This window comes from Laceyella sacchari, from assembly GCF_004343255.1.
Taxonomy (GTDB): Bacteria; Bacillota; Bacilli; order Thermoactinomycetales; family Thermoactinomycetaceae; genus Laceyella; species Laceyella sacchari.
Genome location: NZ_SMDD01000004.1, coordinates 12,992 through 32,944, shown reverse-complemented (window position 1 = coordinate 32,944; position 19,953 = coordinate 12,992). Strand labels below are relative to the sequence as shown.

Below are 19,953 nucleotides of genomic sequence, written 5' to 3'. Positions count from 1 at the left end.
CTTGCCTCCCCCTTCACGTCACATTGCTATTCATTATACAAGAGCGCAAAAGGTTGGCAAAGAAAAAGCAGGTTTATTCACCTGCCAGTCAAAAGTAGAAGCTATTGTTCCATCTGCTTTCCAAGGAAGGAAGCCGCGGTGCTGGCCAACTTCACTTCCAGCTCTCCCAAGCGTTCCCCTTCTTTCTTGGTAAAAATAATTACCGCGCCGATGGGGTCCCCGCCAGCATTGATTGGAACCACCACATAGGATTGGTATTCTTCAGTCAAGCCTTTGAACAATTCCACAGTCAACGGATTGCTTTCAAGATGCGTGCGCCGTTGCTCCATGCACGCTTCCACGGTATCCCCTATCGGCTTCTCCAAATATTCCCTTTTGGAAGCACCCGCTACGGCAATCACGCTGTCCCGGTCACAAATTACGGTAGCGTATTGAATATTTTCATAAAGGGATTCAGCGTATTCTTGGGCAAAATCCCCCAATTCACCAATGGGTGAATACTTTTTCAGAATCACTTCACCGTCGCGGTCAACAAAAATCTCAAGCGGATCCCCCTCCCGAATCCGAAGCGTCCGACGAATTTCCTTGGGTATCACCACACGGCCGAGATCATCGATCCGACGCACGATGCCGGTTGCTTTCATAGGAAACGTCCTCTCTTTCATCTGATGTTATGCAAAACTCCAGCACTTCACTTATGATTCCTTTATTGGAGATAGGAAGTGTCACCTAATTTGGTTGAATTTGTCCTACCGCCCATAGTATTGTTCTGCTTCCAAAAGTTTATACGACAATAACATACATAAAAAAAACGGCTCCCCATCTGAAATGAGGGCCGTTCATAAAGAAAAAACAGGAAGTTTCCTCCCTTTGAACTTGCTGGCAAAAGGAGCCTGGCGTCAATGTTTGCGTTTTTGTACAATGGCCTTTGCGCAAAAAAGCGAGGTGGCTGATTCAACACGCTTCAGCCACCCCGCTCTTCCCCGCAGGGTTATTCACCGCTTGCACAGCAAACGTCACCCTGCATGTCGCTGCCAGTCGTCCTGGCAACTTCCTTTATTTCAACAGGGACTTAAATCCGATCTCTTTAACCACCGCTTCGTACACTTCTTGTTTCTTCGGCTGTTTCACTTGGTCGTCAGCTGTCGCCAGCGGTTCTTTTTTACGCTCCAACACCTTCAACACATGATAGCCGTAGCTGGTTTTGATCGGATCACTGATCTCATTTAACGGCATTTCTTTAGAAGCCTTTGCGAATTCCGGCACGAATTGGTCAGCCGAACCTTCAATCATCCCCGCACTGTTTTTGGAACCGGGGTCGTCAGAGTATTCCTTGGCCAATTTGGCGAAGTCGCCGCCTTTTTCCAGCTTCTGTTTCACTTCTTCAGCGCGTTTCTTCGCTTCGGCGTCGGTTCGTTTTGTGCCTTGTTGCCCGTCTTGTCCATCACCTACAGAAACCAGGATGTGTTGCACTTTCACCCAATCATATTTCTCATCTTTCAACTGTTCGTTGTAATATGCATCCACTCTGTGAAAATTATAGAAGAAGTCTTTCAGCTCGTCTTTGGTAAATCCTTTGCCATTAATCGCTTCATCCAGGCTTTTCGGTTGTTTTTGCCCGTCTTGTTGCGATTGGGGTTGGTTTTTGAAGGAGCCTTCGATTTCTTTCATGGTCTCTTCGGTCTTTTTCTGATAGGAATCATCATCTTTGACCAATCCAGCCATGTATTTCCGTGCAGCCACTTCTTTGGACAATTCAGTTTTGATCTTCTTCTCTTGATCTTTCATCGATCCCATCATCATCGCAAGTTGAGGATCCAAAAAGGCCACAATATTGATGTAACGGTGGAGTTCGGCTTCTGTGACCTTCCCTCCCTTATACTCTGCCACCACTTTATCGCTGTTCGTTGGCAAGGGTTTAAATTCAGCTGGGGCTTGACTTGTGTTGTTCTTGTCATCTTGCTTTTCTTCTTTGGCCCCGCCGCAACCGGTCAATACCAGCGCACTCGCCAATAAGATGGTTGCCGTTCGTTTGACCCATTTATTCAACATTTGCCTTGGCTCCTTTCGATTTGGGGACGTCTTTATATTTTATCAAAAATTGTTCAATCATTTCTAATGCCATTTTGGCAGACATCCCTTTGATTTTAAATATAATCCCCATTCGTTGCCCTGTGGAGAAGCGAATTTTACCTGGGAAGTCCTGCGAAATCATGAACAGTTTTTGCCCATCGATCTGATTCGTTTGTTCAGGCTCCAATTTAAGCGCAATCTCTCCGTCTTTTTGTTCGATGGCATCAATCCCGTAGAGAATGGCATAAGCCTTGATTTTGGCTACTTTGAGCAACATCTGTACCGGCTCCGGCAAGTCGCCAAACCGGTCTTCAATCTCTTCTTCCAAGTCATTCACTTCATTTAAGCTGGTCACGCCACGAATCTTTTTGTACAATTCGATTTTCTGTTTCTCATCGCGAATATACTCGGAAGGCAGATAAGCGTCAACATTGAGATCGATCGTCGGCTCTTTCGGTTCGGCCTCCGTCTGCTTACCTTGCAACTCAGCGACCGCCTCTTTCAACATCTGGCTGTACAATTCAAATCCGACTGTCGCAATATGCCCGTGCTGTTCGGCCCCCAGCAAGTTCCCTGCTCCGCGAATGGACAAGTCCCGCATGGCGATCTTAAAGCCAGAACCCAATTCGGTAAACTCTTTGATCGCTTGCAGGCGTTTCTCTGCGGTTTCGGACAACACTTTGTCACGCTGGTACGTGAAATAGGCATAAGCAATCCGATTGGAACGGCCCACCCGCCCGCGCAACTGATACAATTGAGACAAACCCATTTTGTCGGCGTCATAGATAATCAAGGTGTTTACATTGGGAATGTCCACACCCGTTTCGATAATGGTGGTGCTGACCAACACGTCATATTCGCCGTCAAGGAAGTCCAACATCACTTTCTCCAATTCATTTTCCTGCATCTGCCCATGTGCTACCGCCACGCGCGCTTCAGGAACCAGCATCCGAATCTGCTCAGCCATCTGGTCGATATTCTGGACTTGGTTATAAAGAAAATAGACTTGCCCTCCGCGAGCCAACTCCCGTTCGATCGCTTCTCGCACCAAGGCACCCGAATACTCCAGCACATAGGTTTGCACCGGAAAACGATTTTCTGGTGGCGTCTCGATCACCGACAAATCGCGCACCCCCATCATCGCCATATGCAGGGTTCGCGGAATCGGCGTAGCTGACAACGTAAGTACGTCAATGTTGTGTTTCAGCGTTTTGATTTTTTCCTTGTGCTTCACGCCAAAACGCTGCTCTTCGTCGATGATCAGCAAGCCGAGGTCTTTATAAGCCACTTCTTTGGACAACAACCGGTGCGTTCCGATGACAATGTCTACCGTGCCATTCTTCAGCCCTTCCAATGTTTCTTTTTGTTGTTTACGCGTGCGGAAGCGGCTCAGCACGTGAATTTGCACTGGGAAGTCAGCAAAGCGCTCGCGAAAAGTCTCATAGTGCTGTTGCGCCAAAATCGTCGTCGGCACCAACACCGCCACTTGTTTCCCTTCCATGGTCGCTTTGAACGCGGCCCGAATGGCCACCTCCGTTTTTCCGTATCCCACATCTCCGCACAACAGGCGATCCATCGGTTGCTCGCTTTCCATGTCCTTTTTAATCTCTTCAATAGAACGCAGCTGGTCTGGGGTCTCTTCATAAGGAAACATCGCTTCAAACTCTTTTTGGTACGGCGTATCCTTGCTAAATGCGTACCCTTTGGCCTGTTGGCGTTTGGCGTACAACTCAATCAGATCTTGGGCGATATCCTGCACCGAAGAGCGGACTTTGTTTTTCACCTTGCTCCACTCACTGCCGCCCAAACTGTACACCTTGGGTGTTTTCTCTTCGCTGCCGATGTATTTCTGCACCTGGTCAATCTGCTCGACCGGAACATAAAGTTTATCGTTGCCTGCGTATTGGATGTGCATGTAATCCTTGTGCATGCCGGCCACTTCCAGCGTTTCTATGCCGATGTAACGCCCAATCCCATGGCTGACATGGACAACATAATCCCCTGGTTTTAATTCCTGGTAATCTTTGATTTTTTCAGCATGATCCAATTTGGTGCTGCGACGGGTGCGACGTTGCTTCTGGGTGAACACTTCCCCCTCCGTCACCACGATGAGGCGGATTCCCCCCATTTCAAAGCCGGCTTGCAATGCACCGATCGTCACTGTTGGTTTGCCCGGCAACAACTGATGCAAAGCCACATCGCGGTTTACTTCCATTCCGTAGTCAGCCAACACCCGTTCCAACCGCTCCATCCGTTCTTCGCTGCTTGCCAAGAATAAGACACGGTAGTTTGCTTTGACCCACCGATCCCACTCCGCCTTGAGCACATGCATCTGACCGTGAAATTGTTGCATGCTACGGCACATCATCTGAATGATGTTTTGCGGTTGGATGCCTGGAAGTTGCCGCATAAACAAGGACAAGTAAACCCGTTGGTGCGTCACCTTCGCGAGCAAATCATCCAATTTGAACGATATTTTCAACTGGGGCAAAAACTCCCCTTGCGACAGAAGGGCTGTTTGCCATTCCCCTTCCTCTCGCTCCATTTGGCGACCGTTTTCCATGATCCGAGACGGTTCATCCATCACGACAACCGCGTCTTTTGGCATGTACTGCAACAAATTCTCACACTCGGGATAAATTTGCTCCACATATTTGTAAATCCCGGTGAAATACATTCCCGATTTCAGCTGTTCAATATCATAACCGATCGATTCGGTCAGCTTTTGCTTCAAGCTTTCGTCTTTCACCTCAGAAAGCCTTGCTGATAAAAGCGTTTCCACACGCATGCCGGCTTGTCGGAGCCGCTCAGAATCTGCGAACAATTCCCTGGCTGGAGGAATCACTGCCTCCGTCCATTTATCGATGGAGCGTTGGTCAGCAACCGAAAACGGCCGGATCGAATCCACCTCATCATCAAACCATTCTATACGGAGCGGCTGGGCAGCATTGACCGGATAGACGTCAACGATCCCACCCCGCACACTACATTCTCCCGGTTTCTCAACCATGTCCACGCGCTGGTAACCGATTTTCACCAACTGCTCCACGAAGGAGTCAATTTCTTGCACAGTTCCTACTTTTAGAGAAATATGGTTTTGCGCAAATATGCTGTGTGGTGGAAAACATTTTCTCAGACCTGCAAAAGGCACAATGAGCACGCCAGTAAAACCTTGGGCCAAACGGGATAAGACATCAACTCTTTCACCCAAAGTTTCATGACCTGCCATCGCGATTTCCGTGGTAATCAATTCATTCGCCGGATATAAAAGCACTTCTTCCTTGGGAATCAGTTCCTGCAAATCTTCCGCGGCTTTTTGTGCTTGGTTCAAATTATGCGTAACCAAGAGCACTGGCCGCTTCAACTCGTGATAAAGGGCAGCCACATAAATCATCCTTGCCGTCCCTGTCAACCCCGCCACCAACTGTTCCCTTAACCCGCCTTGAATCCCAGTCACCGTCGACTGAAAATCATGATCTTGTCTAAATATATGAATCAACGGTATCAACAAACGTTCCTCCTCTGATATATTCAATACAAAAGAAGCCTCAGCTAGCAACAGCCAAGGCCGTTCTTTTTCTAATTTATCAGAAAAAAATCAAGTATCTAATCATGCGCGTGTCAACGATTGTTAAGTTAATGATAGAGAGAAGGATACAATAGACGCTCCGGGTGTGATTCCAACACTTGTTGGCACGACTCACAGGTGATATTCACCACCTGATTTCCGGCTGCATCATTGGTTATTATATCTTTCCGCTCTTCCGGGGTCAACTGATCGAAGCCCAATTGTGATTCTGTGGCTTGTCCGTCCGCGATATGACCCAGCGGCAGGCGGCAATGACGACATACATAATAAATGGCCATGGCAATGCCTCCTAGACAACCATCCTTTGCCCTTAGTATTGCCCCCCGCTGGGGAGTTATACTTGTGAAGCGCGCCATGGCTTTGGCAAATTTTCGCCCATCATCAATATTATTCACCGGGCTTGGTGTTGTATCGGTTCATCGCTTCTAAAAACGTCTTATCCAACCAACAGTTGATCGCTGATGCTGAACGCTCCACTGCATCGGCCATCAACTCCAACTCCGATTTGTGGAAAGGGGATAACACATAATCAGGAACCGTCATTCTTCCCTGCGGTCGGCCAATGCCGATTTTGATGCGTTTAAATTGATCCGTCCCTAAATGTTGGATCAATGATTTCATCCCGTTGTGTCCGCCCGAACTGCCTTTTAAACGCAACCGAATTTGTCCAGGGGGCAAATCAAGGTCATCATACACCACAACCAACTCGTCCAAGTCGGCTTTCAGCCAATCCATGGCCGGGCGAACCGCTTCACCCGACAAATTCATATAAGTGAGGGGCTTCATCAAAATCACTTTTTCCCCCCGGACCAACCCTTCGCCCACTTCAGCTTTCCACTTTTCTTTATTAACCGCAATTCCCCACTCTTCACTCAAGCGGTCAATCACCCAAAACCCGATGTTATGGCGAGTCTGGGCATACTTGATTCCGGGGTTACCCAGCCCGACGATCAGTTTCATCTTCTTTTCCCTCCGTTGGCAATCCGTTAAAAAAGACGCAACAACATCCGTTGCGTCTTTATATGCAAGCGGAACCGCTATTCGCTCTGCTCCGGTTCCGGTGTTTCTTCTGTCTCTTCCCCTCTGACCGGGGCAAGAATGGAGGCCACAGGGGTCTCCCTATCTGTCAACAACTCCACTCCAGCCGGCAAAGCCACATCCGTCAACGTGATGGAATCGCCGATGTCCAACTGGCTGACATCCAGTGTCACTTCTGATGGCAACCGGTCAGGAAGGGCCCGCACTTCAACCATGCGCAGGGATTGGTCCAACATGCCCCCGTTTTTTACGCCAGTCGCATCCCCACTCAACACAAGTGGGATCTCCGTCGTAATCGGTTCGTTCATCGTCACACGTTGCAAATCGACATGAAGCAATCGAAGCTTAATCGGATCCACTTGGACATCACGCACCATCACCTGATACTGTTCGCCATCCAGGCTGGCTTGGAACAACCCTTTGGTTTCCGCCGCTTTCCGAAGCTCGCCTTCATCCGCGCTGAACAGCACGGGTTCCATGCCGCGTCCGTACAACACTCCCGGCACTCGGCCACTTTTTCGCAATGCATTTAAAGCGCCTCTTGTGTTGGTTTCCCGTTTGTTCAATGGTATGGACAATGACATATCCATCCAACCCCTTTCTTTGAAAGGATGATTTCCCTTCACTAGAGGTTTTAAACATGGATGGTGCAAATCCTTCGCGAGAAAGCGATTTCTTTGGGCAACTCAAACCAACGCGACACGCGGTCACCTTTGCTACTTAATCAAACAGGGTGCTCACCGATTGCTCTTTGTGAACGCGCATGATCGCTTCACCCATCAGGTTGGCCACGGTCAACACTTTGATTTTATCCAATTGCTTGCTTTCCGACAGCGGAATGGTATCAGTGACCACCATTTCAGTGATATTGGATTCACGGATCCGGTCGATGGCCGGGCCGGAGAATACGGGATGCGTACAACAGGTATAAACTGCTTTCGCACCGTATTCCAATAGGGCATTGGCCGCCAAGGTGATGGTTCCGGCCGTGTCGATGATATCATCGATGATGATCGCGGTTTTTCCTTTAACATCCCCCACGATATTCATCACTTCTGCCACGTTTGGCTCGGGACGGCGCTTATCGATGATGGCGATAGGCGCTTCCAGACGCTCTGCCAACCGCCGCGCGCGGATTACGCCACCATGGTCAGGGGAGACGACAACGACATCCGTCAACCCTTTGCCTTTGAAATAATCGGCCAAAATCGGAACACCCACCAAATGATCGACTGGGATATTGAAGAATCCTTGGATTTGGGTTGCGTGCAAATCCATCGTAATGACCCGGTCGGCTCCAGCTGTTTCGATCAGGTTGGCCACCAGTTTGGCGGTAATCGGATCACGGGCCCGCGCTTTGCGATCTTGGCGCGCATAGCCGTAATAAGGAATCACGACATTGATCGTGCCGGCGGAAGCACGACGCAAGGCATCCACCATAACCAAGAGTTCCATCAGGTGTTGGTTAACCGGGTCGCATGTCGATTGGATCACATAGACGTCGGAACCGCGCACGCTGTCATCCAACTTAACATGAATCTCCCCGTCGCTAAATTTGCCGACATGGGCATTTCCCAACGGAATCCCGATATGATTGCAGATCGCCTGCGCCAAAACCGGATTCGAATTGCAACTAAACACTTGTAAGCGAGATGTTCTCTCTGACATAACGAACCGTTCCTCCATCTATTCGTTCTTAGAAAGCTTGTTTTTCAGTCTGGTAGCATAGTTTTCTTTGTTAGTCTGACGTTCTCGTGCAATCGCCAGCGCTTCTTCCGGCACATCTTGGGTAATCGTGGAGCCTGCTGCCACATAAGCGCCTTTTTCAACCCGAACGGGAGCGACCAAGTTGACGTTGCATCCGATAAACGCCCCATCTTCGATCACTGTTTTATGTTTGCGGACCCCGTCGTAGTTGACCGTCACAACACCGCATCCAACATTCACGCCTTCTCCGACTTCGGCGTCCCCCACATAAGCCAGATGAGAAACTTTCGAGCCACGGCCCAACTTCACTTTTTTCAAGTCGACAAAACAACCCACTTTGGTTTGTTGGCCCAGCTCGGTACCCGGACGGGCATAAACGTATGGTCCCACCGTCGCATCTTCGGCAACGTGGCTTGCATCCATCACCGTGTAGCGAATGCGTACGCCATCTTCGACAACGACGTCGGTCAAATCAGCGTTAGGCCCAATGTGGCATCCTTCCCCGATGACCGTCCGCCCCCGCAAAAAGGTTCCCGGCTCAATCACGGTGTCAGCGCCAATGACAACATCAGACTCAATGTAGGTGTTGTCCGGATCAATAATGGTAACGCCGTTTTTCATATGTTCGCGGAGTATGCGTGCCTGCATGAACTTCGCCGCCTGTGCCAACTGAATACGATCATTGACACCCATGGCTTCATCAGCGTCGCCAATCACTTGTGCACCAATCGTATGACCTTGTTCGCGTAAAATGGAAATCACATCAGGAAGGTAGTATTCACCTTGTGCATTATTATTATTGACTAATGAAAGAGTGGAAAACAGTTGTTGATTATCGAAACAATAAGTCCCTGTGTTGATCTCGTTAATCAACCGCTCTTCTTCTGTTGCGTCTTTGTGCTCCACAATCCGGTCAACCTGTCCGTCTTCCCGACGCACAATGCGGCCGTATCCCGTCGGATCGTCTAACTTCGCCGTGAGGATGCTCGCCGCCGCTCCAGACGCGCGGTGCGTTTCAATGAGTTGATTCAAAGTCTTGGCGGTGAAAAGTGGATGATCCCCGTTGAGGACGAGTGTGATGCCTTCTTTCCCCTTCAACAGCGATTCGGTCTGCATGACAGCGTGTGCGGTGCCCAACTGCTCTTTCTGCTCAACAAACTGCACTTGTTCACCCAGATGCGCCTCTAAGCTTTCTTTTAAATGCCCCACAACCATAATGGTCTTCTTCGCGTCCAACTGAGACAATTCTGCCAAAATGTGGTCAATCATCGGTTTGCCGCAGATGGAGTGAAGAACTTTATGTTTTTTGGACTTCATACGAGTTCCCTTGCCCGCAGCCAAAATCACAGCATAAATATGTTGCATGACAAAAAGCGCCCCCGTTTCTCAAAACTTCCTCCCTGAATATATCCCAAATACTTGGCCTTTGCAACCAACCCAACCACGAACATATTTAAAATATAAAAAGAACCATTATATAAAGGATGAGAAACGTCTGCGATGCAATCAAAAAGCACTCAACCTGCAAGAGGATGAGTGCTTTCCTGCAATCTTGTTTATTCTCAGGCATCCATGTGTACATGATGATCCAGTGATCCGTTCTCTGCTTCCAATTCTCCAGCACGATGATATTCAGCCAACACAGCCGCCTCGATTTTTTCCCGGCTGAGTGGGGAGATTGGATGCGCAATATCGCGAAACTCCCCGTCTGGCGTGCGCTTGGACGGCATAGCGACAAACATGCCGTTATTGCCATCAATCACACGGATATCATGCACTACAAATTCACTATCAATCGTAATGGAGGCAATTGCACGCATACGACCTTCGCGATTTACTCTACGCAAACGAACATCAGTAATTTCCACCTGGTTCCACCACCTATTTCCAATGATGACTCAAAATACCTATTCTAGATGGAAGAACCATTTCCTTCTATCGACAGTATTTTTATGGAATTTTTTTACTTATCGTTTGCGGGCGATCACTTCCATTTCAATCAGCACATCTTTGGGCAACCGCGCCACTTCCACGCAAGAACGGGCTGGTTTGTGCTCATTGAAATATTCGGCGTAAATGCGATTGATGATTTGAAATTGGTTCATATCCTTGATAAACAGGGTCGTCTTGATCACATGGTTCAAATCACTGCCGGCAGCCGACAAGACAGCTTGGATGTTTTTCAGGACTTGGTGCGTCTGTTCTTCAATTCCTTCGCCCACCAATTCACCAGCTGGTGTCAGCGGGATTTGACCCGATGTGAAGATCAGATCCCCCATCTCCATCGCTTGCACATACGGACCGATCGCTTGTGGCGCATTGCTCGTTTCTACTTTTACCAACATATTCACACGCTCCTTATCAATGAAATGCGTTGCCTGTTTCCACACGAACCATTCTCTCTTTCACGTCGATGGCTGCCACTTGGGCCAGTGAGACATAATCTTCAACCAACCGCTCCTCCGCTGGTGCCTCCAACATTACCCCGACGCCAACCACTTCCGCCTTAAATTCCGTCAGCAAATCCATCATGCCCCGTACCGTGCCGCCCGCTTTCATAAAGTCATCGATGATCAGCACGCGGGAACCTTCAGGCAAGCTGCGTTTGGACAATGACAACTGTTGCATGCGTCTGCTGGACCCGGAAACGGTGTTCACCGTTACCACCGATCCTTCTGTCACCCGGTAATCATACCGAGCGATTACTACAGGAGCACGCAAATACGAAGCCGTGGCGTAAGCGATGGGAATTCCTTTCGTTTCCACAGTCATCACCACATCAACCGGCTTTTCTGCAAACACTTTGGCAAAAATGCGGCCGATGTCATCAAGTAGCGTAGGATCGCCCAAGAGATCCGACATATAGAGGAATCCCCCCGGCAAAATACGATCTGGATTAGACAATTTCTCGCATAATCGGCCAATCACCTGAAGCGCGTTATCGTTGCTTATGCTCGGTATGTAGCGCACACCACCCGCCGCACCCGCAACCGTCTCCAGTTTTCCGTTCCCTTCTGCTTCCAACACCTCGTGAATGATATCCAAATCCTCGCTGATGGAAGACTTGGCCGCTTGGTATTGCTCAGCGAAGGTGGTAAGCGGAATCAAGCGGTACGGTTGCGTAAGCAAGTGCCGGGTGATGTCAACCAATCTGGCACTTCGTTTCCACTTTTCCATGCCCAACCTCCGAAGCCTAATATTCTTGATCGAAATATATCATTTTGTTCGGACATCATCAAGCACACTTTCGCGGCGGACACCCAACATCCTGACGGCAAACACTTGCTGGCAAAAACCCCGCAAACTGTTTACCATTCTAACAGCGCGCGATTCTTGCTTCACCAGCGCAAACACCGTGGGGCCACTGCCTGACATCAACACCCCATCTGCCCCGAACCGCAGCATTCTTTCCTTTAATTGTCGCACGTCCTCATGCATGTCCATCGTCACCGGTTCCAACACATTTCCCAAGTGACGAATAATCCCGTCATAATCCCGCTTCTTCACCGCTTCGATCATGCGGCTCGTCTGCGGATGGTCAGTGATTTCATGAACCCGTAACTTCCCGAACACATCTGCCGTGGACACCCCATGATTGGGTTTAGCAAGAACAACCCAACATGTCGGCGGAGCAGGCAAAGCAGTCAACACCTCTCCTCGCCCCTGGGCCAACGCCGTGTTGGAATAAATGCAGAATGGCACGTCTGAGCCAATCTCCGCACCGATCTCAGCCAACTCCGCATCACTCAGACCCAATCCCCACAGCCGGTTACATCCGCGCAAAGTGGCCGCCGCGTCACTGCTTCCACCTGCCAAACCAGCCGCCACTGGAATCCGTTTATCTATATAAATATGTACCCCTTTATCGCATCCGGTCTTTTCTTTTAATAACGCCGCCGCTCGGAAAGCCAGATTGCGTTCATCTTGGGGGACCAAACCAGAACTCGATTCCAATGTGATCGACTTGTTTGTTTGATATAAGTCGATACGATCAAATAAATCGACCGTGGTCATAACCATCTCCAATTCATGGTAACCATCCGGCCTTTTGAAGAGCGCATCCAGTGTTAAATTGATTTTTGCTGGTGCCTTCTCGGATACAAACAAACTCGTTCCCCCTATTCTCTCCTGCTATGTATTCTTCATTGTGACGTGAACCGCGGCAAATTTGCAATATGTACTTAAAGATTTTCCTTATTTTATCATGAACCGATTTTTCCTTAAGCAAACTCGGTCTAAAATAAAAAGCCCAAGAGGCATCCCTCTTGGGCTTCAAACCCTTCCTATCTTGAATCTTTGTTCACCAGCTGTGCTTCAGCCAGTTGGATCGCCCGTTTAACCATGTTGCCGGCGTCACGCGCCTTGATTCCTCCCCAACCTTCACGTTGAACGACATCATAAAAACCAAGTTCTTTCGCCAACTCCACTTTCAACTCTTCCGACATGACACCTCGACGAGCCATGTGACGATCCCTCCTTGTGGATTCAAGAATCCGGCTAGGGTAGAGGTAGTATATCCAACAAATGGCTCTTTATGTAAACGCTTTCAGCCTACGGTAAAAAAAGAACACATCAACTGTGTTCCATTTATTGCGTTGCTTTCACATATTTTACTTGAATCTGTTCACTCTCCGCCGGATAGACGGTCAGCTCCACAGACTCAGTCAATATATCAGCGTAACTATAAGAAACACGGCTAAAAGCATGGTCTTCGTCTAATTTGACAACGAACACGGATGGATAAGTCTCTTCCAAAATCCCTGTCCGTTCTACAGTCTTGCGACGCCCACTATTGGCGCGCAGACGAATTTTCTCCCCAATGTAGCCATCCAGAGTGCATTTAATCTCTGTAAGCGCGTTTTTGCCCATTGGTCGACCACCTCACTTATAGAAGATTATACTACAAGCAGGTCGCAAAGTCAAATTAGGTATTATAGCAGGGAGACAAACAATCTGTCAACGGGTACCTTGTACATTTTTTGACCCTTTTTACTTCGTGAAGCGGTCGGCCACCGCACTGGCGGCAAAAGATTCCGGCTTGATTTTTGCCGTATACCCAACAGCGGTCACCCAGCCCACCACTTCTTGAATCAGCTTTCTCGTCTCACCTTGCTGCCCCACATCCAGGTGAATTTCCATCGGAATGTTCACGCCGAAGCCGAAAAAGCCCTTTTCCTTCAACAACTCGACAAACTCCAGACTGTACTCGGTCTCACGGTAGATCCGATAGCGCAATTCCCGCATCGCTTTGTGACGCTTCTTCGTATAATAAAAGACCGCACCCTTTCCAATCCGCTGTACGATGATGGCCGTCACAAAGATCGTTTCTTTTTCCCGCGTTTGCGAATCGGTTCCGATAACGATTTTGTAATTTGCCGTTGGCTCTTCATGGATATACGCTTGAATATCAGATATCATCTGTGCCAAGCTACGCCGTCCATGACGGGGATGGAAAAAGTTCACGGAATACCCTCCATCGGATCAGATTTTGATCCGAGAGGCGTGTCACGATAGAGTTGTCAGTTTTTGGTCGATTACATCAACGAGTGTAGCGAATTCTTCTAGATTCAGTGTTTCTCCGCGCCGCTTCGGATCAATGCCGGCTTCGTTCAACCACGCTTCCACCTGTTGCTTGTTCACTCGCGCAAACAGGGTGGCATGTAGCGTGTTTAATAACGTTTTGCGCCGTTGTGCAAATGAAGCCCTTACGATTTTGAAGAACAATTCCTCATTCTTCACCTCGACCGCTGGACGCTCACGCAATGTCAAACGCGCCACAGCGGAATCAACCTGGGGTCGGGGGACAAACACATGGCTGGGCACTTTGGCCACTTCCTCCGCTTCAGCAAAATATTGAACCAACACCGACAGCGAGCTGTAATCCTTGGTGCCCGGCTTGGCCGCCAGCCGATCGGCCACTTCTTTCTGGATCATGATGACGATATTGGTCAGCGGGTACCGCTCCGTCAGTAACCGGATCAAAATGGGGGAAGTGACATAATAAGGGAGGTTGGCAACTACATGGAGCGTCTTCATATCCCGCATATGCTCTTGAATCACCGCTCCCAAATCGACTTCCAACGCATCCCCATGAATTATTTCCACGTGAGGTTGATGTTGAAACAACTCTTTCAACACCGGTACCAAACGCTGGTCCAATTCCACTGCCACCACTTTGCCAGCCTGCTCGGCCAGCCGCTCGGTCAGAGCACCGATCCCCGGACCGATCTCGATCACTCCAGAATCCTTATTAAGCTCAGCCGCGCGTATAATTTTGTTCAATACATGGGAATCCGTGAGGAAGTTTTGGCCCAAGCTCTTTTTCAATTTCAAGCCATAGGCGTTCAACAGCTCCCTTGTTCTGGCAGATATCGGTTTATGATTCATCGACTGCATCCTTTCCCACACGTTCCAATGCTTGGAATATCTCTTCTCTGGTAATGCACAGCACTTGTAAACGGCGATAAAATTGCTTGGCATTGCCATACCCGATGCCGAGCAACTCTGCGACCTCCCGCCTTAGCTCACTGGAAGCAGGCTGTCCCACAAACCCCAGCTCAATGTATTCTTCCCAAGTAAGGGGAGGTTCATCACGCGGGTCCGTCCATTCGGTGCGAACAGACCTTAGCGCTGCCCTGATGGCATCTGGGCTGGCATGCTCCACCCCGACCTTTCGTTTGCCGCGAGCCTCGTGCTGGGCCAAGAAAGCGTGCTTGACCCCTTCTATTTCCCGAGAAATAATGCGGCGAATCCGCTCACCCGCATGATCGGGGTCAGTAAACACAATCACGCCTCGACTCGCCTGAGCCCGCTTGATCTGCGCCAAGACTTCCTCTCCAATCGCCGATCCCCGCGTCTCAATGGTATCTGCATCCAGCGCACGCTTGATCGCCAAGGTGTCGTTTCGCCCTTCAACAACAATAACTTCTTTCAATTTCGCACTGGTCAATGACTGTACCTCTTTCTTTACGGCAACCTAAACAACCGTTTTGCATTCTCCTGTGTGGCTTGAGCCAGCTCCTCAAACGTTATGCCCCGAAGCTCCGCAATCGTCTCAGCCACCAATCGTACATACCCGGTTTCGTTCCGTTTGCCCCGGTAAGGGTGTGGCGCAAGATATGGGCAATCCGTTTCCAACAACAGTCGATCCAAGGGGACGTTCCGGGCAATTTCTTTAGGTAAGGTGGCGCGGTTTTTGAATGTAACAGGACCTCCCAATCCGATCATGAAGTTAAGCCGCAAGCATTCCTCCATGATCGCCAAATCTCCACCAAAACAGTGCATGACCCCACCTACCTCGTCTGCTCCCTCTTCCTTGAGGATTCTCACTACATCTTCGTGGGCATCGCGATCGTGAATGATGATGGGATAGCCCGTTTCACGGGCGATGGCAATTTGTTTGCGGAACACTTCCGCCTGCACATCGCGCGGCGAGTTGTCCCAATAATAATCCAATCCCATTTCCCCCAACGCCACCACTTTGGGATGCTCGGTCAATTCTCGAATCCAAGCTAAATCTTCCTCTGTGCAATCTTTGGCATCATGTGGATGCCAACCCACTGCCGCGTAAATGAAATCATACGTTTCCGCCAATTCCAAAGTCGTGCGGATCGTTTCACGGTTATAACCGACATTGACAATCGTCTGAACACCGAATTCTTCACGCGCCCGTCGGATCACTTGGTCGCGATCGTCCGCAAACTTCGGATCGTTAAGATGAGCATGGGTGTCAAACAACATAACTGCATTAAACCTCCTTATTGAATCAATTTCTTTATAGAAAACCAGTCAGCAGACCTTAGTTAACGGGGGCAAACAGCGGGAACGGGTCTTGCCAGGCACAATCGATGTCATGCCAGGCAAGACCCGCCTTCTCAGTTTTGCACCGCGATGGCCACGAGCCGGCGTCAATGCGCCAAACTTGTCGTCGCTGGCGCCTTAGGGTCCGCGGTTGACACCGGGTCCCCCGGCAAAAGGCGCATCCGCTTCACCGGCAAAACCACGACATCAGCGCGGCCCACGATCTCCTTCAGTGATACCGGCCCGATCATGCGGCTGTCTTTGCTGTTGTTGCGATTGTCTCCCATCACATACAAAGAATTGGCGGGAACGGTGGTGGGTTTATAGTTCGTTCCTTCGTTCATCGGCCCGTTAATGTAAGGCTCGTTCAACGCGATACCATTACGGTAAACCTTGCCGTCTTTAATCTCGATCCGGTCCCCCGGCAATCCGATCACCCGCTTGATGAAATCCCGTTCCTCCGCAGTGTGGAAGACAACGATATCACCATACTCCGGCGTGCTGACCCGATAAATCCATTTGTTTACAATCAGCAACTCTTCCCCATCCAGGGTCGGTTCCATCGAAGCCCCATGCACTTCATACGGGGCAAATAAAAACGTGCGGATAACCACGGCGATGACGACGGCCACCAAGATGGCAGCAATCCATTCCAATACGGTCATCCAAGAATTGGACGAGCTTTTGGTCTCTGACATTCATAGCCCTCCTGTAACCAGTTCTGGCGCATGTTCGTTCTGGTTTGCGGTCAGCGGGAGCCGACGGGCTCTTGACCCGTGAGTACCTTGGTATGTTTGATTGGCAACACAACCACATCGGCGCGGCCCACCACTCGCGACAGCGGAATAGCTCCCAGATCACGACTGTCCCTGCTGTTTTCACGATTATCACCCAACACGTACAGCGAACCCTTCGGAACCACGATCGTCCGGGCATCGTCCCGGGTGTAAGTCATCCCTTGGATATAAGGCTCGTTCAGCATCTTTCCGTTTCGATACACCTTGCCATTCTTGATCTCAATCCGGTCACCCGGCAAACCGATCACTCGCTTGATGAAGTCGCGCCCTTCTTCGGCATGAAACACGACAATATCCCCATAAACTGGTTCATGCATGCGATACGACCATTTGTTCACGATGATTTTCTCGTCATTCATCAATGTGGGTTCCATCGATGCGCCGTGTACATCATAAGGACTAAACAGGAAAACCCGAATAATCCCGGCGATCACCAGCGATACGGCAATGGTGCCCACCCACTCGAAGGTGGATCGAACCGCAGATGAGCTTTTCTTTATCATTGTAACCTCCTTATCCAAGCGAAAATCTTGCAAGGGCATATAGGCTAATCGGTGGAAGCCGCCCTCTTTCCCTAATGGGACGATGAACGAGCAAATGAAGGGGGGCACCGGTATTCGGCACGGGAACCAGACGGTGTCTGATTGCACCACCAAAACGATGATTCCCCCCGCTAGAATCGGTCTACTTCACTTTGGAACCGTTAGGAATATCGCCCGACACAGTCGCCAGCACCAAACGATCTCCTTGAGAAGCCGCCAAGATCATCCCTTGGGACAGTTCACCACGCAATTTGACAGGCTTCAAATTGGTTACGCAAATCACCTTTTGTCCCACTAATTCTTCTGGACTGTAATGCTCGGCAATGCCCGAAACCACTTGCCGTTTCTCTTCTCCCAAATCGAGTTGCAACTTCAACAGGCGATCCGCTTTAGGTACGCGATCCGCTGCGACAACTTCCGCCACCCGTAAATCTACTTTGCCAAAATCTTCGATGCCAATGATTCCTTCCATCTCTTTTTGTTCCTCCCGTTTTGCCTCTTTTTGCTTTGTGTTTTGCTCCTCCGCGGCTGGAGTTGCTGAAGTGGTCATCCGATAAATGGCTTCAATCTCTTCTTTTGCATCCAAGCGTGGGAAGATCGGATTACCTTTTTTCGTTTGGGTTCCCGGACGCAATCCACCAAATGCGACCAAGCTTTCCCATGAGGTCTGTGGGCCTTCTTCCAAGCCCAATTGTGCCCACATCTTAGACGGGGTTTGCGTCATAAACGGCTGGATCATGATGCTGACCATTCTCAGCACTTCAAGCAGATGATATAGCACCGAACCGAGGAGATGGTGCTTGCCTGGATCTTTGGCCAAGTTCCACGGCTGAGTTTGCTCAATATACCGATTCCCTGCCCGTACCAACTCCCAGATAGCGGTAGCGGCAACAGAGAATTGGAATTTGTCCATCTCTGTTTCCACGCGCTTGACCGTATTCAGCGCCAACTCCCGGAACGCCTCGTCGTATTCCGTAGCACCTTCGACCATCTCCGGCACAACCCCTTGATGGTACTTTTCAACCATGGTTAAGGTGCGGTGCAACAGATTGCCCAAATCATTGGCCAAATCGGCATTCAGCCGTTCAACAAACGCTTCTGGGGTAAAAACGCCATCTGATCCAAACGGCACTTCTCTCATCAGGAAATAACGCATTGCATCCAAACCAAACCGCTCAATCAACGGAACGGGGTCAATCACGTTTCCTTTGGATTTAGACATTTTCTCCCCTTGCACCAAGATCCACCCATGGGCGAACACTTTCTTCGGCAACGGCAGACCGAGCGCCATCAAAAAGATGGGCCAATAAATGGTGTGAAAGCGAACAATCTCTTTTCCAACCAAATGGACATCCGCTGGCCAATATTTCTTATACTTAGCGTCATCGCCAACGCCGTATCCCAGCGCAGAAATATAGTTTGTCAACGCATCCAACCACACGTAAACGACATGCTCAGGATCATCAGGCACTTTGATGCCCCAATCAAACGTGGTGCGAGAGATGCTCAAATCTTCCAAACCGGGTTTGATAAAGTTTTGAATCATCTCGTTTTTACGGGATTCCGGCTCAATGAAACCGGGATTCTCCTCATAGAAACGCAACAGGCGGTCGGCGTATTTGCTCATGCGGAAGAAATAACTCTTCTCTTTGATTTTGCTAATGGGGCGGCCACAGTCAGGACAAAGCCCATCCTGGACTTGGCGGTCGGTGAAAAACGCTTCATCGTCCACACAATACCAGCCTTCATACTCGCCGAGGTAGATATCCCCTTGCTCCAATAATTGCTTAAAGATTTTTTGTACGACTCGCTTATGGCGCTCATCGGTGGTGCGAATGAAATCGTCATAAGAGATGTCGAGTTTTTTCCACAACTCTTTAATACCCGCAACGATCTCATCAACAAACGCTTTCGGTGTTTTGCCTTCTGCTTGCGCCTTTTTCTGGATTTTCTGACCATGTTCATCCGTGCCGGTCAAGTACATCACATCGAAACCCCGAAGTCGTTTGTACCTAGCGATCACATCACCAGCTACAGTTGTGTAAGCATGACCGATATGTAGTTTGGCACTTGGGTAATAGATGGGTGTCGTAAGATAAAAGGTTTGTTTCTGTTCACTCACTTTTCCCCGCTCCTTTCAAATACAATATAAAAAATCCCGCCCACACAGTTGGGGCGAGATTGTTTCACGCGGTACCACCCAATTTCAGCATCGCCTAACAAGCATGGCGATGCCCTCATTCAAAACCCCTAACGCGGGTTCACGTTCTTTCCTACTCAGATCAGCATTTCAGAAAGAATTCTCCAGGGCCATGTTCATTAGCTTCGGCTATGCTGGCTTTCACCTGATCCAGCTCTCTGGCGATAGCACCCACTAACTACTCTTCCCCTTCACAGAAGCTCATAG

The 19,953-nt window shown here is 49.5% G+C and carries 21 protein-coding genes and 1 other annotated feature; all 21 genes read right to left on the bottom strand.

Features of this window, described 5'->3' with window-relative positions; all coding sequences use genetic code 11:
* Positions 1 to 101 precede the first annotated feature (101 nt).
* Positions 102 to 644 carry a stage V sporulation protein T gene (spoVT, locus tag EDC32_RS13790; RefSeq protein ID WP_022738741.1) on the bottom strand — a complete coding sequence of 181 codons (543 nt, stop codon included), beginning with the start codon at positions 642 to 644 and terminating at the stop codon, positions 102 to 104.
* A gap of 412 nt (positions 645 to 1,056) precedes the next feature.
* Positions 1,057 to 2,052 carry a peptidylprolyl isomerase gene (locus EDC32_RS13785; RefSeq protein ID WP_132223073.1) on the bottom strand — a complete coding sequence of 332 codons (996 nt, stop codon included), beginning with the start codon at positions 2,050 to 2,052 and terminating at the stop codon, positions 1,057 to 1,059.
* On the bottom strand, positions 2,042 to 5,581 hold the full coding sequence (mfd, locus tag EDC32_RS13780) for a transcription-repair coupling factor (protein ID WP_132223071.1): 3,540 nt from the start codon (positions 5,579 to 5,581) through the stop codon (positions 2,042 to 2,044). Before mfd ends, EDC32_RS13785 begins: the two co-directional genes overlap by 11 nt.
* Positions 5,582 to 5,709: 128 nt before the next feature.
* Positions 5,710 to 5,940, bottom strand: a complete 231-nt coding sequence (locus EDC32_RS13775; protein ID WP_132223069.1) for an anti-sigma-F factor Fin — start codon at positions 5,938 to 5,940, stop codon at positions 5,710 to 5,712.
* 109 nt (positions 5,941 to 6,049) lie between these two features.
* The gene (gene pth / locus EDC32_RS13770) at positions 6,050 to 6,622 is read right to left on the bottom strand and encodes an aminoacyl-tRNA hydrolase (protein ID WP_132223068.1); all 573 of its coding nucleotides are present in this window, start codon (positions 6,620 to 6,622) and stop codon (positions 6,050 to 6,052) included.
* A gap of 77 nt (positions 6,623 to 6,699) precedes the next feature.
* Positions 6,700 to 7,284, bottom strand: a complete 585-nt coding sequence (locus EDC32_RS13765; protein WP_158283395.1) for a 50S ribosomal protein L25 — start codon at positions 7,282 to 7,284, stop codon at positions 6,700 to 6,702.
* A 136-nt stretch (positions 7,285 to 7,420) separates the two neighbouring features.
* Positions 7,421 to 8,368 carry a ribose-phosphate diphosphokinase gene (locus tag EDC32_RS13760; RefSeq protein ID WP_132223064.1) on the bottom strand — a complete coding sequence of 316 codons (948 nt, stop codon included), beginning with the start codon at positions 8,366 to 8,368 and terminating at the stop codon, positions 7,421 to 7,423.
* Positions 8,369 to 8,386: 18 nt separating this feature from the next.
* Entirely contained in the window at positions 8,387 to 9,772 is a 1,386-nt protein-coding gene (gene glmU / locus EDC32_RS13755) for a bifunctional UDP-N-acetylglucosamine diphosphorylase/glucosamine-1-phosphate N-acetyltransferase GlmU (RefSeq protein ID WP_132223062.1), read from the bottom strand.
* 197 nt (positions 9,773 to 9,969) lie between these two features.
* A complete protein-coding gene (gene spoVG, locus EDC32_RS13750) occupies positions 9,970 to 10,275 on the bottom strand; it encodes a septation regulator SpoVG (protein WP_022738731.1) in 306 nt (101 codons plus the stop codon).
* Positions 10,276 to 10,374: 99 nt separating this feature from the next.
* Complete coding sequence (locus tag EDC32_RS13745) at positions 10,375 to 10,752, bottom strand: RidA family protein (RefSeq protein ID WP_132223060.1); 378 nt, start codon at positions 10,750 to 10,752, stop codon at positions 10,375 to 10,377.
* 16 nt (positions 10,753 to 10,768) lie between these two features.
* Entirely contained in the window at positions 10,769 to 11,584 is an 816-nt protein-coding gene (gene purR, locus EDC32_RS13740; protein WP_132223058.1) for a pur operon repressor, read from the bottom strand.
* Positions 11,585 to 11,623: 39 nt separating this feature from the next.
* On the bottom strand, positions 11,624 to 12,514 hold the full coding sequence (gene ispE, locus EDC32_RS13735) for a 4-(cytidine 5'-diphospho)-2-C-methyl-D-erythritol kinase (RefSeq protein WP_132223056.1): 891 nt from the start codon (positions 12,512 to 12,514) through the stop codon (positions 11,624 to 11,626).
* A gap of 176 nt (positions 12,515 to 12,690) precedes the next feature.
* Positions 12,691 to 12,870, bottom strand: a complete 180-nt coding sequence (locus EDC32_RS13730) for a small, acid-soluble spore protein, alpha/beta type (protein WP_022738725.1) — start codon at positions 12,868 to 12,870, stop codon at positions 12,691 to 12,693.
* A gap of 124 nt (positions 12,871 to 12,994) precedes the next feature.
* A complete protein-coding gene (locus EDC32_RS13725) occupies positions 12,995 to 13,276 on the bottom strand; it encodes a Veg family protein (RefSeq protein WP_022738724.1) in 282 nt (93 codons plus the stop codon).
* 120 nt (positions 13,277 to 13,396) lie between these two features.
* On the bottom strand, positions 13,397 to 13,870 hold the full coding sequence (locus EDC32_RS13720) for a ribonuclease H-like YkuK family protein (protein WP_022738723.1): 474 nt from the start codon (positions 13,868 to 13,870) through the stop codon (positions 13,397 to 13,399).
* 42 nt (positions 13,871 to 13,912) lie between these two features.
* Complete coding sequence (rsmA, locus tag EDC32_RS13715) at positions 13,913 to 14,803, bottom strand: 16S rRNA (adenine(1518)-N(6)/adenine(1519)-N(6))-dimethyltransferase RsmA (protein WP_132223054.1); 891 nt, start codon at positions 14,801 to 14,803, stop codon at positions 13,913 to 13,915.
* A complete protein-coding gene (gene rnmV, locus EDC32_RS13710; protein WP_211341938.1) occupies positions 14,784 to 15,356 on the bottom strand; it encodes a ribonuclease M5 in 573 nt (190 codons plus the stop codon). The genes rsmA and rnmV overlap by 20 nt, the downstream gene beginning before the upstream one ends.
* Before the next feature lie 17 nt (positions 15,357 to 15,373).
* Positions 15,374 to 16,147 (bottom strand): TatD family hydrolase, encoded by a 774-nt coding sequence (locus EDC32_RS13705; protein ID WP_132223052.1) that lies wholly within the window; start codon positions 16,145 to 16,147, stop codon positions 15,374 to 15,376.
* A gap of 167 nt (positions 16,148 to 16,314) precedes the next feature.
* On the bottom strand, positions 16,315 to 16,905 hold the full coding sequence (lepB, locus tag EDC32_RS13700; RefSeq protein ID WP_022738718.1) for a signal peptidase I: 591 nt from the start codon (positions 16,903 to 16,905) through the stop codon (positions 16,315 to 16,317).
* A gap of 50 nt (positions 16,906 to 16,955) precedes the next feature.
* Complete coding sequence (gene lepB, locus EDC32_RS13695) at positions 16,956 to 17,507, bottom strand: signal peptidase I (protein WP_132223051.1); 552 nt, start codon at positions 17,505 to 17,507, stop codon at positions 16,956 to 16,958.
* Positions 17,508 to 17,688: 181 nt separating this feature from the next.
* Positions 17,689 to 19,668 carry a methionine--tRNA ligase gene (gene metG / locus EDC32_RS13690; protein WP_132223049.1) on the bottom strand — a complete coding sequence of 660 codons (1,980 nt, stop codon included), beginning with the start codon at positions 19,666 to 19,668 and terminating at the stop codon, positions 17,689 to 17,691.
* A 46-nt stretch (positions 19,669 to 19,714) separates the two neighbouring features.
* Positions 19,715 to 19,950, bottom strand: a binding site (T-box leader).
* Positions 19,951 to 19,953 lie beyond the last annotated feature (3 nt).